This is a genomic window from Piscibacillus halophilus (assembly GCF_900110685.1).
GTDB classification, from domain to species: domain Bacteria; phylum Bacillota; class Bacilli; order Bacillales; family Alkalibacillaceae; genus Piscibacillus; species Piscibacillus halophilus.
Map to the genome: position 1 here is coordinate 1 of NZ_FOES01000051.1, position 16434 is coordinate 16434.

Genomic DNA, 16434 nt, shown 5'->3' on the forward strand with positions numbered 1-16434 from the left:
CAAATGAAAGGATATATCCGAAGCATTAACCAATGGGTTAGACGTAGGATTAGACAAATTATTTGGAAGCGATGGAAAAAGGTTAAAACAAGATATAAAAGTCTTGTTCAGCTTAAAATACCAAAACAAAAAGCTTGGGAATGGGCTAATACAAGGAAGGGATATTGGTGCATAGCATGTAGCCATATACTTCACAGAGCTATTAACAATAAAATTCTCGAGAAAGCTGGTCTAAAAGACTTGAACCAACTTCTCGAGAAAGCACACTCAAACTATTGAACCGCCGTATACGGAACCGTACGTACGGTGGTGTGAGAGGTCGGAGGTTAATCACCTCCTCCTACTCGATTAAGCATTTGCCTAAAAATTTAAATCATTGTATGATGAATACGTAAACGATTACGTTAGAATCGTTTATATTTTTTAGATGTAACGTAATCGATTACGTGAGTTAATAAATGATAGGTGGACATGTTATGGCAAAGGTGACCATAAAAGAAATTGCCCAAATCTCTGGCGTATCAACCGCAACTGTCTCTCGGGTGTTGAATAACGCTGGGGGGTATTCTGATAAGACGAAGAGACGTGTACTTGATGTCTTAGAAAAGTATCATTATCAAACAAATGTTATGGCAAAAGGGTTAAGGACAAGACAGACGAAAAGCATAGGTGTTGTTTTGCCTGATTTGACAAATGAATATTTTGCTAAAATTGCCGTTGCGATTGAACATGTTCTCATGGAAAAAGGTTATTCGATAAATATTTACAACCTGAGTGAAGATGCTAATAAAGAACGACTCATGATACGGGATCTCGAATCGAGAGGTGTCGATGGATTAATTTATGTATCAGGTTATAAAGACCTTCCAAAGAAAGTGAAGTATCAAAGTATCCCTGTCGTTTGTATTAATCGCTTAGAAGAAATGGATAAAGAAGTACCGGTTATTGAGTCGGATCACCAATATGGTGGTTATCTCGCCGTTAGGACATTATTAGAGAAAGGTTCTAAAAAAATTGTCATGCTTCGGGATGAACGTGATATTCTTCCAATAAATTTTCGCTATCAAGGTTACCTAGAAGCTTTAAAAGAGTATGGTTATCAATCAGATTCAAGACTTATTTGCCGAATCCCGTTTAATGTTGGTCATGCTCAAGAAGCGATTACCACTTTAATAGAAAATGGGATAGATTTTGATGGAATATTTGCAAGTTCAGATTTGTTAGCCATTGGAGCATTAAAGGCCTTACAAATTCATGAAATAAAGGTCCCGGTTGATGTTCAAGTTGTTGGGTTTGATAATGTTACCTTTAGTCAATACAGTCACCCAACTTTAACAACGATTCATCAGGCAACCGACCAATTAGGTGAACGAGCATCAGAATTATTATTGGATTTAATGAATAATCAAAATCTTGATTCGAATAAACGAATGGTTGTTCCTGTTGATTTAGTGGAACGTGAAACAACTCGATAATGGAGGTAAGCGTATGGAACATGTAGATCGTCAAAAGCAAATGGTTGGTGAAAAAGCTGTTGATTACATTGAAAATGGAATGTTAGTTGGACTCGGCTCTGGTTCTACCATGTATTATATGCTAAAAGAACTTGGTAAACGTGTGAAAGAAGGTTTACACATACGTGGTGTCCCTTCATCGATTCGGACCGAAAATTGGGCCAAGGAATTTGGTATACCATTAACGGATTTTTCAGAGGTAGAACGATTAGATATTGCTATTGATGGTGCAGATGAAATCGACCCAAACTTTAATTTAATTAAAGGTGGTGGCGGATCGTTATTGAGGGAGAAAATCGTCGATGCTGCTGCGGACCGTTTTATTGTTGTGGCAGATGAGAGTAAACTCGTCAATCACCTTGGTGCGTTTCCATTACCAGTTGAAGTCGTCCGTTTTGGATGGCAGCTGACTAAAAAACAAATCGAAGAATTAGGATGTTCGGCTGTCTTGCGCGAAATAGATGATGAAGTTTTTGTAACGAATAATAACAACTATATTTTAGACTGTCGGTTTGATGTCATTAAAGATTCGGAAAAACTTCATTCGCAGTTAAAATCATTACTTGGAGTTGTTGAGACAGGGTTGTTTTTCAATATGGCTGATGAAGTCATCATTGGTCGTAATGATGGAGCAGAAGTGTTAAAGAGGGAAAAATAGATAAAGGGGGAATTTCATGAATCAAGTAGACGTGTTTACATTAGGAGAAACCATGGTTTTATTTCAACCTGAACAAATGGCTCCACTAGATTATGTTAGTCATTTTCCAAAAAAAATCGGTGGAGCCGAATCAAATGTCGCAATCGGATTGGCTAGATTAGGTCATTCGGTTGGCTGGTTTAGTCAGTTAGGTGAAGACCCATTTGGCCGTTATGTACATAAAACGATTCGAGGAGAAGGGGTGGATGTATCGACGTGTCGATTTACATCAGAAGCACCGACAGGACTGCTGTTTAAAGAACAGCTTTCACCCGAAGATTTAAATGTTTACTATTATCGTCAAGGTTCTGCGGCAAGTTTGATGCAGCCGGGTCAATTGGATGAAGATTATATAGCCCAAGCAAAAATTCTACATGTTACGGGTATTACCCCAGCTTTAAGTGAATCAGGCTATCAAACGGTGATGAAGGCTATTCAGATTGCTGAAGAGAATGGCTTAACCATCGTTTTTGACCCGAATTTAAGGTTGAAACTTTGGACAGAAGAAAAAGCCAAGAAAGTCTTAAATGAAATTGCTTCTAAGGCCGATGTTATTTTACCTGGACTTGATGAAGGGCAATTTATGACCGGACTAAAGCATGTCGAAGAAGTAGCAGAGCAGTTAAGTGATCATGGGAATAAGACTGTCATTATTAAACTAGGAAGTGAAGGGTCTTATATTCACACCAAGAATCAACAATCTTATGTGCATGGCTTCCCTGTGAAACAAGTCGTTGATCCGGTCGGTGCCGGGGATGGGTTTGCTGCTGGAGTTATAAGTGGTTTGTTACGTGAAGAACCGATTGAGACAACTGTTAGACGTGCGAATGCTATTGGAGCGATGGTTGTTGGAATGAAAGGCGACATAGAAGGATTACCATCATTTTATGCGGTGGAACGTTTTATGTCACCAAATGAAGAACATCGAGATGTTAAACGTTAAAGAAGAAGGAGTGTCATATATGAGCCAATTAAAAGTCGTGGTCACGGATTATAATTACCACACGTTTGCGCCAGAAAAAGAGGTGCTCGACGAAATGGGGATTGAATTAACTCTTGAGCAATGTCAGACAGAAGAAGAGGTCATCGAAAAATGTCGTGACGCGGATGCTATTTTAAATCAGTATGCTCCAATTTCTAGAAAAGTCATAGAAAGCTTAGGTAACCTAAAAGTCGTGGCTCGTTATGGAATCGGTTTTAACACGGTTGATTTAGATGCAGCTACTGAAAATGGAGTCGTCGTTGCCAATGTGACAGATTATTGTTTAGATGAGGTTTCAGACCATGCGATGGCATTATTACTATCTAGTGTGAGAAAAGTGACCTTAATGAATAACGAGGTCAAAAATGGGAATTGGGATTATAAAGTAGCCATCCCGGTCTACCGTATGAGAGGTCGTACATTAGGCTTGATGGGCTTTGGAAATATCCCGCAAAGGTTAACGGAAAAAGCACAAGCTTTTGGCATTCAAGTAATGGCATACGATCCATTTGTACCTAAAGAAGTAGCTGAATCGTTAAATGTTAAATTAGTAGAATTAGATGAGTTATATGAAGAATCTGATTATATCTCTGTTCATTTACCTTTAAATGAGAAGACAGAAAAAATCATAAGTCACGATGCCTTTAAGAAGATGAAGAAAGACGCTTTTATCATCAACACTTCTCGTGGGCCTGTTATTGATGAACAAGCATTAATTCTAGCTTTGCAAAACGGGGAAATTGCAGGTGCTGGATTAGATGTTTTAGAACATGAACCGATTGATGAAGCACACCCATTTTTAAACATGAATCAAGTTATTTTGAATCCACACTCCGCTTTCTACTCTGTGGAAGCTGAAGCAGAATTGAAGAGGAAAACGGCTCAAAACGTGGCCGATGTATTAAATGGGTATTTTCCAAGTTACTTAGTTAATCAAGATGTAAAAAAACAACTTGATTTAAAAGAAAAGTAGATGATTGAGCTATCCGGATGAGGATAGCTTTTTCTTATACATAATTTTAATAGACGAAATGGCGTGATATAATACGTAAGGATGAGGTGAGCGCCATGGATATGACATTACAAAAAGATATATTTATCAGCTTTTTTCGTTCGAGCATGCTTGGGTATGGCGGAGGGCCATCTACCATTCCGCTTATATATAAAGAAGTGGTTGATACATATGAATGGATGACTGATGAAGAATTTAGTGATTTATTAGCAATCACGAATACTCTTCCTGGGCCGATGTTAACTAAAATGGCTGGATACATTGGGTATCGTGTTGGTGGTGTTGCAGGGATGATATCGGCATTGATCTCATCGGTATTACCAACCGTATTTATTATGATATTTTTAATAGGTTTTTTGATTAAATTTCGAGATTCTAATATTGTACAAGGTATGACTGCAGCGATTACACCAGTGGTAGGTGTCTTACTGCTTGCGTTAACATGGTCATTTGCGAAGAGATCGAAGTATGATTTAGGCTGGTTTTATGCAGTTATACTTATTGCTGTAGGTACTATTTTGTATGTTTTTGTAGGACTTCACCCGGCTATAATGATTGCAGCTTTAATTATTTTTGCAATTGTAAAATCACCTAAGAAAAAGGCGGGTGATCAGTCGTGAAGGAATTATGGGACTTATTTGTCGCATTTTTTATTCCAGGTATTGTAGGTTACGGTGGCGGACCGGCATCGATCCCGTTAGTGGAGCATGAAGTGGTTAAAAACTATGGTTTCATGACAACGAATGAATTTGGTGAAGTTCTAGCGTTAGCGAACGCATTACCAGGTCCAATAGCGACTAAAATGGCTGGATACATTGGTTTTGAAGTAGCGGGTACTCTAGGGTCTATTGTCGCTCTTTTTGCCACGATTGTACCATCATTACTCGCTATGATTCTTCTGCTAGGCCTGTTAACTAAATATAAAGATTCGCCAAAAGTTAAACGGATCACGACATATGTACGACCGATTATTGCTGTTTTAATGGGGTTCTTAACTTTTCAATTTTTTGATACATCAGTCGAATCAGCAGGCTGGATTCAGACGATCTTTTTAGTGATTGTCAGCTTATTATTACTAGAAAAATATAGGGTACATCCTGCGTGGGTGGTCGCTGGTTCATTAGTATATGGAGCCGTATTTTTATCATAAGACACTTGCTAGGAGCAAGTGTCTATTTATTTAGATAGCATTATGTCGAAATAAAATTATCATTTTTCTACAATATTTCCGAGGAAATATACCAAGATTCGCAAAGTTGTCGACAGATGGAGCAATGTTTTGAATGCTTTTCATATTTCGATATAATAGGGAAAAGGAGGAATTACATATGATTCAATCTCTACAAGATCGGGTAAAGTTAAACAATGGAATTGAAATGCCTGGGTTTGGTTTAGGAGTATACAAGGCTGAAGAAGGACAAGAAGTTGTCGAAGCTGTTCGAACAGCTGTTGACCATGGATATCGATTAGTGGATACTGCCTCTTTTTATGGAAATGAACGTGGAGTAGGGGAAGGAATCCGTGAGTCCTCTGTATCACGTGATGACATATTTGTTACGACAAAAGTGTGGAATGATGAACAAGGATACGATGAAACGTTAAGAGCTTTTGAAAAAAGTTTAGATCGTTTAGGTTATGATTATCTTGACTTGTACTTAATTCATTGGCCAGTAAAAGAACATTTTCTGCAGACATGGAAAGCAATGGAACGTCTTTATGAAGAAGGGGTTATTAAAGCTATAGGTGTCAGTAACTTCAACGTCCATCACTTACAAAGGTTATTTACTCATGCCAATGTTAAACCGACAGTTAACCAGATTGAGTATCATCCTCATCTCACTCAGAAGGTAGTAAAAGCTTTTTGTGAAAAAGAAGATATAAAAATGGAAGCTTGGTCTCCAATGAAAAGGGGTGAGTTGTTCGATGACGAAACAATTACTGACATTGCACAGCGTCACGGAAAGACACCAGCTCAAGTCATTTTGCGTTGGGATATTCAACATAATGTGATTACGATTCCAAAATCAGTCACACCTAGTCGTATCAAAGATAATGCTGACATTTTCGATTTTTCACTATCACAAGAGGAAATGGAGAAAATCGATCAACTGAACCGTGATGAGCGGAGGGGTATGAACCCAGATGAGTTCGATCAGTAAGGGAGAGGAGGCACGACGCCTGTGAAATTATTATCATTCCAATTAGAAGGTACCACACATTGGGGAATTTTAAAGGATGACGGCATTTATTATTCTGATCATCTCATGACATATTTTCCTAACCTTTTATCTGTGATTCAAAATTTTCATCATCTTAACCTAGAACAAGACCTTAATAAATTTGTTACTTTAGATGAGGTTAACATTTTGCCTCCATATCAACCTAATAAGAATATTATGTGCATTGGGAAGAACTATCGAGAACACGCTTTAGAGATGACTTCAAATGATCCAACTTCCATACCTAAAGCGCCGGTTGTGTTTACCAAATCACCGACATGTGTTATTGGGCAAGATCAAACAATTTTAGCTCATACAAATGTCACGAACCAACTGGATTATGAAGGTGAACTGGCAGTGGTGATTGGAAAAAAAGGGATCAATATTAGTAAAGAAGAGGCTTTAGATTTTGTTTTCGGTTATACCATTTTAAATGATATAACGGCTCGAGATTTGCAAAAGAAACATCAGCAGTTTTTCAAAGGGAAATCACTAGATACATTTGCACCATTTGGTCCAGTTATTATATCAGCAGATGAGATTCCAGATGTCCAAAACCTTCATATTCAAACTAAAGTGAATGATGAAGTGAGACAAGATGGTAACACAAATGACATGATATTTTCTGTAGCGGATTTAATCGAAGTATTATCCGAAGGAATGACTTTAGAACCTGGGGATGTGATCGCGACGGGAACTCCAAGTGGCGTCGGTAAAGGATTCTCTCCGCCTCGATTTTTAAATCCAGGCGATCAAGTTTCCATTACTATTGAGGGAATTGGAACACTTCAAAACATTGTAAAGGAATAGGATCGGACAAAATAACTTTTATATAATAGAAGCCGAACTTTAGGTTGTATTTAACACTTAAGTTCGGCTTCTTTCTTCTTCTAACGTAGTCAAAATCCTTGTATTTATGAATGTTCGGCTAATGACTTCGCCTAGCTACTTAACTTCTTAAACGTTTCTTTTAATTGATGATAGAGTCCTTGATAAATATCGAATTGCTCTTGGTAAATTTGATGATAGTCCATGTTTGGTTCGATTTCTGCTTTCATTGGAATGGAATGTTTTATATCTTTTAAGTTGTGACCTTTTAATGCACCTAAAGCAACCCAAGCTGCACCCCAAGCTGAGCTTTGATGACTTTCCGGCACCTTTACTGGTTTACCGAACGTATCTGATAAGATCTGTAACCATAAAGAAGAGCGAGCAAACCCACCACTTGCAAAAAGTGTGTCATGTTGGTTACCGAGCCGTTCTAAAACATGTCCAATATGATAAATAGAGTAAATCACACCTTCCATGCTGGCTCGAATTAAATGCTCTTTTTTATGCTGTGGATGAAGACCTATGTAGCTTCCTTTTGCTTGTGCATCCCAAAAAGGTGCACGCTCACCATTTAAGTAAGGTAAAAAGATTAATTTTTCCGACCCAGGAGGAACGGAATTCGCAAGATTGTTCATATCATCCATAGAATATTGCTGTTGCTCTGTAGAGATGAGGTCTTGTACCCATTTTAGAACGATCCCTCCATTGTTAGTTGGACCGCCCGTAATCCATGAATCATCTGTGAATGCATAAGAGAAAATTTCTTGCTTTGAGTCAAGTAGTGGTTCATTTGAAAATTGACGAATAGCACCACTAGTCCCAATCGTTATTGCTGTTTCACCAGGATGTATAGCTCCAATACCTAAATTTGCTAAGGGACCGTCGCTACCACCTAATACGAATGGTGTATCAGGCATAATCCCCATTTGTTCAGCGATTTCAGTTTTTATATTCGTTAATGTTGTAAAAGATGAAACAGGTTCAAATAGTTGATTAGTAGAAATACCTGCTTCCACTAATGCGTTGGAATCCCAGTTCAAGTTGTGAATGTTAAACAAGCCAGTTGAAGCAGCCATTGAGTAATCAACGACTTTCTCACCAAACCAGTGATAAAGAAGGTATTCTTTTACCGTAACAAAATAATCAGCTTGGTGATAATATTCAATATCATGTTTATTCATCCATTTGAGCTTTGATAGTGGGCTCATAGGATGAAGAGGAGTTCCTGTATTTAAGTATATGGTTGAAGTAATATTAGATGTTTCAGCTGTACTGCGTTGATCAGCCCAAATGATGGCATTGGATAATGGTTTTCCAACTGAATCGATGGCGATTAATGAATGCATAGCAGTGGAAAGACCAATCCCCAACAACTCATTAGATTGATTTTTCATGACGTTTTGAACAGCTGTGATCGTTGCTTGTTCAATTTGATTAGGATCTTGTTCAGCCCATCCTGATTCAGGATGTAGGATTGGATAAGGTTGTTCATTTTCCGATAAAACTTTCCCATCAAGGTTAAATAAAACAGCTTTTGCGCTAGTTGTTCCGATGTCTAATCCTAGTATGCTTGTCATCTTCAACTTCCTTTATAAACGTTTTTTCGAGATCGCTTGGCGCATGCGGTTTACAGCAGCCGTCGATTTTTCTAATGTTTTTATATGATAGTTGACATATAAAGCATCAATTATGCTTAACTCTGCAATTCTTGAGGCAAGTGCTTCCGTACGATATTCCGTTTCCTCGGAAACCGTGTATAGTGATACATCGACGGCTTCTGAAAGGGGAGATTTAGCAAAGTTAGTAATCGCAACTGTAAAAACTCCACGTTCTTTTGCCATTTCGACGACTTCTAAAATATCAATGTTTGCTCCTGTATGTGAAATAAAAAAGGCAATATTATGAGACGTTAATTGAGATGTCGCCATTAGTTGTAAGTGAGTATCACAATAAGCATGAGCGTTGACACCTAACCTTAAAAATTTATGTTGTGCATCCTGAGCGACAACCCCTGAACCACCGTTGCCAAAGAAATAAACACCATTCGAACGAATTAAATGGTCAATAATGGTATCAATTGTTTTCTCATTTTGGATTTCTTTAGTTCGTTCAATTGCTTGAATGTTAGATTGAAACACCTTTTCCGTAACCTCAAGAGTTGTATCTTCCTCACTAATCTCCTCATGTATGTCTTCTATAGGTGCGACTACTTCAGCAGCTAAAGCTATTTTTAAAGCTTGATAACCTTTAAAGCCTAATCGACGACAAAACCTAAAGACTGTTGCTTCTGCAATTCCTAGATCATCAGCGACCTGATTAATCGTAGTATGGATAATTAACTGAGGATTACGCAAGATATATGTAGCTATTTGTCTTTCTTTTTCACTGAATTGGCTCATAGAACCGCGAATTCGATTAAGAACATGTTTTTGGGGTGATTCAGTCATAATTATCCCTCCGACCTGTAACTTTCTTACTATAATAATAGACTAAATGAAAAAAATTTCAAATTGAAGGGGGAAGCATGAAAAAAATTTCGAAAAACATGTTGATGTTAGAAAATTTTATTGTATAATCAAAGTTGAGAAAAAAATTTTCATAACTTTTTCCGAATTTAAAATCGAGAAAGGAGTTACCTAATGCAAGTTGGATTAATTGGTCTTGGGAAAATGGGGTATAACTTAGCATTAAATCTCATGGACCATGGACATCAAGTAGTAGCAAATGACGTAAATAAAGACCAAGTCCAAAACATTGCTGAAGCTGGAGCTCAACCGGCCTACAGCTTGGACGAACTGGTGAACCAGCTAGAACAGCCTAGAACTGTATGGGTAATGGTTCCTGCTGGCGACATAACAGACCAAGTTATTGACCAGTTAAAAAGTGTGCTAGATGAAGGAGATCGAGTGATAGATGGCGGTAACTCCAACTATAAAGATAGCCTTCGTCATACAGAATCATTAAAAGAAAAAGGGATCTATTTTTTCGATGTAGGGACAAGCGGAGGAACTGATGGTGCTCGTCATGGTGGAAACTATATGATTGGTGGGGACCAAGAGCAGTTTAAGCAAATCGAGCCACTATTTAAAGACACTGCTGTTGAAAACGGTTACCTATATACTGGGAAAAATGGAAGCGGCCACTTCTTAAAAATGGTTCATAACGGAATTGAATACGGTATGATGCAAGCCATCGCAGAAGGGTTTGAAATACTCGAAAAGAGTCCATTTGATTATGATTATGAAGCTGTTGCTAAAGTTTGGAACAACGGTTCAGTAATCCGCTCATGGTTAATTGAGCTAATGGAAAATGCCTTTTCTAAAGATTCAAGTTTAGAATCTATAAGAGGTGTTATGAACTCATCTGGAGAAGGTAAATGGACGGTTGAAAGTGCCATTGAATTTGAGATGGCGGCGCCCGTAATTGCGATGTCGCTTATGATGCGCTACCGTTCACAAGAGGATGACACGTTCTCTGGTAAAGTTGTTGCTGCTTTACGCAATGAATTTGGTGGGCATGAAGTTGTTAAAAAATAAGTTATTTAAATGAGCGGAAGGCGACGACTGTATATGCAAGTCGTACGCCTGAAGCAATTTGAACAGCAATATAGAATCTATATATAAAATTTTAAAAGGGGTTGTATTAAGTGAAAAAGTTAATGTCATTATTAGCTGTATCACTACTAGCAGTTTTACTAGTTGCTTGTGGTGGAGATGATAACGCTAACGAAGGTCAGAATGGAGAAAATGAAAGCGCTTCAGAGGGTGGAGAAAAAATCATTCGTGCAGGTATCGGTTTAAACCAAAATCACCCACAGTATAAAGGGCTACTAAAGTTTAAAGAAATCGTAGAAGAAGAAACTGATGGTGAAATTACGGTTGAAACATATCACAGTGGACAACTAGGTGATGACCGTACGATGACTGAAGCATTACAATTAGGTACTCAAGAGGTAACAGTTCCTTCGACAGCACCTATTGCAAACTTTGTACCAGAATTCAGCGTATTTGATATTCCATTCCTTTTCCCAAGCGAAGAGGTAGCAGATGAAGTTTTAGCTGGTGATGTCGCACAAGATTTACTTAAAAAATTAGAAGAAAAGGATCTTGTTGGTCTTGCTTACTGGGAAAACGGTTTCCGTGATCTCACTAACAGTGAACGTCCAGTTGAAACGATTGAAGATTTTGATGGCTTAAAAATTCGTACGATGGAAAATGATTTACACTTAGCAGCTTTTGAAGAATTAGGAGCTAACCCTACGCCAATGGCATTTACAGAGCTATTTACGGCTATGCAACAAGGAACAGTTGATGGACAAGAAAATCCATATGCTACTATTTATTTAGAAAATTACTTTGAAGTACAAGATTACGTTTCGGATACACATCATGTATATAGCCCGTTCGTATTCTTAATGAGTAAAGAGTTTTATGATGGATTATCTGAAGAAGAACAACAAATCGTTCGTGATGCGGCAAAAGAAGCTGGTGAACACCAGATTAAACTTAACCGTGAAGCAAATGCTGAATACCTTGAAAAACTAGTTGATGAGGGCATGGAATTCTCTGAGATTAGTGATGAAGAGCGTCAGAAAATGGTAGACGCTGTGCAACCAGTCATCGAAGACTTTAAAGATGATATTGGTGCAGAAACAGTCGATGGAATCATGGAAGCTGTAGAACAAGCACAAGGTGAATAATAAATGATAGGCTCCCCACCTAAACTCTTGTTGCCCTAATTAGGGTGACAAGAGTTTTACCTTATTTAATATCAGTTGATTTATAGGGGAAATCGGTAAGCATTGAGGTGAAAACATGGTCATTTTAAAGAAAATTGAACAACATTTAGAAGAATGGCTACTTGTCATTTTAGGTAGTGTGATGACAGCCGTCATTTTTCTTCAAGTTGTCATGAGGGAGATGGGGAATTCACTTTCCTGGTCTGAAGAATTAGGTCGTTATTGCTTTATATGGCTTGTTTATATAGGAATTAGTTACGGTGTTAAAAAACAACGACATATTAAAGTAGACGTCATCCTCATTTTATTAAAAAATAAATGGAAAATTGTTCTATCATTAATTGCAAATCTATTATTCTTAATCTTTGCAGCTTTAGTTGTTTATTATGGTACGGAAATATCTTCTAACTTATTAAGATTAGGTCAAAAGTCTCCAGCCTTACAAGTAGAGATGGGGTTTGTTTATTTAGCAGCCCCAATTGGGATGGGACTTACAATGTTACGTCTTATTCAGAACATGTATCATCAAGTATTAATGCTCGTAGGTAAAGAAAAAGTAGAAGTTGTTGATGAACGAGAAAGAATTTTAGAGGAAGAGGAGGAGTTAACAGATGACAGTAGCGGTCCTGTTCGGTAGTTTCGCATTATTATTACTTCTAAGTGTCCCGATTGGAATTGCTTTAGGGATCTCAACGTTAGTTACAATTGTATATTCCGAATCTGTTCCAGTCCTCTTCTTAATGAAAGAGCTCATCACGTCATTAGATTCTTTCCCAATTATGGCGGTTCCATTCTTTATCCTAGCAGGTGAAATCATGGGTAAAGGTGGTATTTCAGAACGCTTATTTAACTTTGCAAACTCTCTTGTTGGTAGTAAAACAGGAGGCTTTGCGATTGCAACGATTGTTACATGTATGTTTTTCGCAGCGATTTCGGGATCTGGACCAGCGACAGTAGCTGCCGTCGGTTCGATTATGATCCCTGCTATGGTTCGTAAAGGTTACGATAAACCATTTGCGACAGCAACAGTCGCAGCGGCTGGGTCAATTGGAGTTATTATTCCTCCTAGTATTCCTATGGTCATTTACGGTGTAACGGGCGGAGCATCCGTGGGTGACATGTTTATCGCAGGTATTTTACCTGGTATCTTAGTAGGTGTAGCACTAATGGCTTGGGCTTACATCTATTCTAAGAAAAAAGGTTACAAAGGAACACTTGAAAAAATTACCCTTGGTCACATCGGTCGGACATTCTGGGAAGCCAAGTGGGCCATGGTTATACCAATCATTATTTTAGGTGGTATTTACGGTGGAATTTTCACTCCAACTGAAGCAGCTGTAGTGGCTGTTGTATATGGGTTATTAGTAGGTTTATTCTTGCACCGTGAGTTAAAAGTTAAACAATTGCCAAAAATTATTGCTGATTCGTCATTAACGACGGCAACCGTTTTAATTATTGTTGGGACTGCCAACGCGTTCGGTAAGTTATTGACAGTTGAACAAATTCCGAATCAAATTGCAGAGTGGATGCTCTCATTAACGGAAAGTAAAATTATATTAATACTACTAATTACAGCACTATTGTTATTAGTAGGTTGTTTCATGGATACGATTGCAGCGATTATTATTTTAACTCCTATTTTATTACCAATTGCTTTAAATATTGGGTATGATCCAATTCATTTCGGTATTATAATGGTGGTGAGCCTTGCTATTGGATTTATCACTCCACCTCTGGGAGTTAACTTATTCGTCAGTTCGGGAATTTCAGGTCTATCAATTGAACGTATTTCAAAAGCTGTTATTCCATTCTTCTTGGCAATGGTATTCTCTGTTTTAATGATTGTGTTTATTCCAGAGATTTCAATGTGGTTAGTTTCGCTAGGAGATTAATATATGACTGACAAAGTGGCATAAGACCGTTTTGTCAGTTACTTTTTTAAGGAGTGTGTGTTATGAACAAAGTTAAAGATTTAGAACGTCTAAAAAGCTCTGGCGTGGTGGCAGTTTTAAGACGTGTCCCTAAAGCTAAGCTGTTTCCACTTGTTGAAACATTAATCAGTGCGGGAGTTAATGTATTAGAATTAACGGTAGACAGTGAAGATTCTTATCAATCGATTAAGGAATTACGTGAACAATTTAGTGATCAAGCGTTAATTGGTGCAGGCACAGTCTTAACGACAGATGAGGCAAATCAAGCCATTGACGCGGGCGCCCAGTTTGTATTTTCTCCATCATTTAATGAAGAAGTGGTGAAGTTAAGTGTTGAACGAGAAGTTATTTCAATTCCTGGTGTGATGACTCCTACTGAGATGGTGAAGGCACACCAGGCAGGTGCAGATGTGGTGAAAATTTTCCCTGCTTCTGCTGTTGGCCCGAAATACTTAAAAGATTTACAAGGGCCTTTAGGACATATTCCAATGATTCCTACGGGAGGAGTCAATGTCGATAATACGGCTTCATTTATCCGTAATGGAGCTGTAGCAGTTGGAATAGGTGGTTCTTTAATAGACAATCAATTAATCGAACAAGATGATTGGGCAGCACTTAAAGAGAAGGCAGAAGCATTTAAAGCAGAAGTTGAAAAAGGAAGAGGTGCCTAGTTTGAAAATCACAAAGCTAACAACATATGTTGTCCCTCCAAGATGGTTATTCTTAAAAGTTGAAACAGATGAAGGCCTCGTCGGTTGGGGAGAACCAGTGATTGAAGGACGTGCAGAATCCGTTCAAGCTGCTGTACATGAATTAGAGGACTATTTAATAGGAAAAAATCCACTTCACATTGAAGATCATTGGAATGTGATGTATCGCGCGGGATTTTACCGTGGGGGACCTATCTTAATGAGTGCGATTGCGGGTATTGATCAGGCGTTATGGGATATTAAAGGTAAGTATTACAATGCACCGGTTTATGAACTGATGGGAGGAGCTTGTCGTCAATCGATAAAAGTTTATTCTTGGATTGGTGGTGACCGTCCTTCTGATGTTGGACAAGCCGCAAAAGAAGTGGTAGATAAAGGCTTCCATGCAGTTAAAATGAACGGAACCGAAGAACTTCAGTACATTGATACGTACGATAAAATTGACCAAGTGGTTGAACGTGTTGCGGCTGTTAGGGATGCCGTTGGACAAAACGTTGGAATCGGTATTGACTTCCATGGTCGTGTTCATAAACCAATGGCAAAGATTTTAGCTAAGGAACTTGAACCGTATCGCCTCATGTTTATAGAAGAACCTGTTTTACCGGAAAACAATGAAGCGTTAAAAGATATAGCGAACCATACGGCAACACCGATAGCAACAGGTGAAAGAATGTATTCACGTTGGGATTTTAAACCATTATTTGAAGAGGGTTATGTCGATATTATTCAACCGGATTTATCCCATGCAGGTGGTATTACAGAAGTGAAGAAAATTGCGAGCATGGCTGAAGCATATGATGTTGGTTTAGCTCCACATTGTCCATTAGGGCCAATTGCTCTTGCAGCATGCCTTCAAGTTGATGCAACCAGCCATAATGCCTTTATACAAGAACAAAGCTTGGGGATTCATTATAATAAAGGAAACGATTTGTTAGACTATATTGAAGACCGTTCTGTATTTGAGTATCAAGGTGGTCACGTCAAGCTTCCACAAGGACCAGGGCTAGGAATTACGATTAATGAAGAGTATGTTAAAGAAATGGCTGAAAAAGGCCATCGTTGGCGAAACCCTGTATGGAGACATCAAGACGGAACTGTTGCCGAGTGGTAATTAAGTTTATATGGAGGTGCTCTAATGTCAGAGTCCATTAGTCAAACGATTAAAATTCAATTAAGTGATGCGCAAACCATCATGGATTTAAGTCAACTTATTCAAAAATATGATGCAGAAATATTTCTTAAAAAGAATGTTCATGGTAGTATGATGGAAGCAAACTTAAAAAGTATTCTAGGCTTGATTAACTTACAACTTCAAGGTAATGATGAAGTGACAGTTGTTTGTGAAGGGCCGGATGCTAAAGAAGCATTAGAAGCTTTAAAAGATTTTTTAAAACAACAATAGGTTAAAACACAACAAGCGTCTGTAATAGGTCCTAACAGACGCTTTACTTGTTGTTTAGGAAATTATAAAATGACTCAGTTGTGGATAAGTATGTGATAGAATTTAACTAATAAATTTAGGAGATATTTCGGTATGGGTAAAAAAGGTTCTGGAGTTATTAAACAAATATTAAAAGAACACTTTAATGGTTTTTGGGCATTACATGCCCAAAGGTTCCCAGTAGATTATCGGGATGATATAGAGGAAACAGTTATAAAAACTATTAGATGCGGAACAAAAGACTTAGGTTATGCACGATATGAATGTTTGGGGTGCGAAGGAGAGCCAAGTCCTAAGTTTGTATGTTTTACCTGTAAAAGTCGCTTTTGTCATGGGTGTGGGAAAAAATATACAGATGA

Annotated in this window: 18 protein-coding genes and 1 pseudogene; 17 read left to right on the top strand and 2 right to left on the bottom strand. The window is 38.1% G+C overall.

Annotated elements, in window-relative coordinates; translation table 11 throughout:
• The 9 genes and pseudogenes from BMY57_RS16210 to BMY57_RS14360 all read left to right on the top strand — a co-directional run.
• Positions 1-279 (top strand): annotated as a pseudogene (locus BMY57_RS16210) (group II intron reverse transcriptase/maturase); the annotation flags it as partial.
• Between the two features lie 197 nt (positions 280-476).
• Complete coding sequence (locus BMY57_RS14325) at positions 477-1475, top strand: LacI family DNA-binding transcriptional regulator (protein WP_177176398.1); 999 nt, start codon at positions 477-479, stop codon at positions 1473-1475.
• 13 nt (positions 1476-1488) lie between these two features.
• Positions 1489-2172, top strand: a complete 684-nt coding sequence (rpiA, locus tag BMY57_RS14330; protein ID WP_091775783.1) for a ribose-5-phosphate isomerase RpiA — start codon at positions 1489-1491, stop codon at positions 2170-2172.
• A 16-nt stretch (positions 2173-2188) separates the two neighbouring features.
• Positions 2189-3154, top strand: a complete 966-nt coding sequence (locus tag BMY57_RS14335) for a sugar kinase (RefSeq protein WP_091775786.1) — start codon at positions 2189-2191, stop codon at positions 3152-3154.
• Between the two features lie 19 nt (positions 3155-3173).
• On the top strand, positions 3174-4166 hold the full coding sequence (locus BMY57_RS14340; protein WP_091775822.1) for a C-terminal binding protein: 993 nt from the start codon (positions 3174-3176) through the stop codon (positions 4164-4166).
• Positions 4167-4261: 95 nt separating this feature from the next.
• A complete protein-coding gene (locus BMY57_RS14345; protein ID WP_091775789.1) occupies positions 4262-4825 on the top strand; it encodes a chromate transporter in 564 nt (187 codons plus the stop codon).
• A complete protein-coding gene (locus BMY57_RS14350; protein WP_091775792.1) occupies positions 4822-5355 on the top strand; it encodes a chromate transporter in 534 nt (177 codons plus the stop codon). The genes BMY57_RS14345 and BMY57_RS14350 overlap by 4 nt, the downstream gene beginning before the upstream one ends.
• 178 nt (positions 5356-5533) lie before the next feature.
• Positions 5534-6364 (top strand): aldo/keto reductase, encoded by an 831-nt coding sequence (locus tag BMY57_RS14355; RefSeq protein WP_091775795.1) that lies wholly within the window; start codon positions 5534-5536, stop codon positions 6362-6364.
• Between the two features lie 21 nt (positions 6365-6385).
• Entirely contained in the window at positions 6386-7234 is an 849-nt protein-coding gene (locus tag BMY57_RS14360) for a fumarylacetoacetate hydrolase family protein (protein ID WP_256205323.1), read from the top strand.
• A 131-nt stretch (positions 7235-7365) separates the two neighbouring features.
• Here BMY57_RS14360 and BMY57_RS14365 read toward each other — a convergent pair whose 3' ends face one another.
• Complete coding sequence (locus BMY57_RS14365; protein ID WP_091775798.1) at positions 7366-8832, bottom strand: gluconokinase; 1467 nt, start codon at positions 8830-8832, stop codon at positions 7366-7368.
• A 12-nt stretch (positions 8833-8844) separates the two neighbouring features.
• Positions 8845-9702, bottom strand: coding sequence for a MurR/RpiR family transcriptional regulator (locus BMY57_RS14370; RefSeq protein WP_091775801.1), 858 nt, complete (start codon positions 9700-9702; stop codon positions 8845-8847).
• A gap of 192 nt (positions 9703-9894) precedes the next feature.
• On the opposite strand from BMY57_RS14370, the gene gnd reads away from it, so the two are divergent.
• The 8 genes from gnd to BMY57_RS14410 all read left to right on the top strand — a co-directional run.
• Positions 9895-10791 carry a phosphogluconate dehydrogenase (NAD(+)-dependent, decarboxylating) gene (gnd, locus tag BMY57_RS14375; protein ID WP_091775803.1) on the top strand — a complete coding sequence of 299 codons (897 nt, stop codon included), beginning with the start codon at positions 9895-9897 and terminating at the stop codon, positions 10789-10791.
• 110 nt (positions 10792-10901) lie between these two features.
• Positions 10902-11954, top strand: coding sequence for a TRAP transporter substrate-binding protein (locus BMY57_RS14380; RefSeq protein WP_091775805.1), 1053 nt, complete (start codon positions 10902-10904; stop codon positions 11952-11954).
• 115 nt (positions 11955-12069) lie between these two features.
• A complete protein-coding gene (locus tag BMY57_RS14385) occupies positions 12070-12630 on the top strand; it encodes a TRAP transporter small permease (RefSeq protein ID WP_091775807.1) in 561 nt (186 codons plus the stop codon).
• Positions 12605-13885, top strand: a complete 1281-nt coding sequence (locus BMY57_RS14390) for a TRAP transporter large permease (protein WP_091775810.1) — start codon at positions 12605-12607, stop codon at positions 13883-13885. Before BMY57_RS14385 ends, BMY57_RS14390 begins: the two co-directional genes overlap by 26 nt.
• Positions 13886-13947: 62 nt before the next feature.
• A complete protein-coding gene (locus BMY57_RS14395; protein WP_091775813.1) occupies positions 13948-14595 on the top strand; it encodes a bifunctional 4-hydroxy-2-oxoglutarate aldolase/2-dehydro-3-deoxy-phosphogluconate aldolase in 648 nt (215 codons plus the stop codon).
• 1 nt (position 14596) lies between these two features.
• On the top strand, positions 14597-15745 hold the full coding sequence (dgoD, locus tag BMY57_RS14400; protein ID WP_091775816.1) for a galactonate dehydratase: 1149 nt from the start codon (positions 14597-14599) through the stop codon (positions 15743-15745).
• Between the two features lie 24 nt (positions 15746-15769).
• Positions 15770-16036: an HPr family phosphocarrier protein gene (locus tag BMY57_RS14405; RefSeq protein ID WP_091775819.1), complete on the top strand. Its 267-nt coding sequence runs from the start codon at positions 15770-15772 to the stop codon at positions 16034-16036.
• A gap of 132 nt (positions 16037-16168) precedes the next feature.
• On the top strand, positions 16169-16434 hold a 266-nt coding region (locus BMY57_RS14410; protein WP_177176399.1), incomplete at its 3' end, for a transposase zinc-binding domain-containing protein.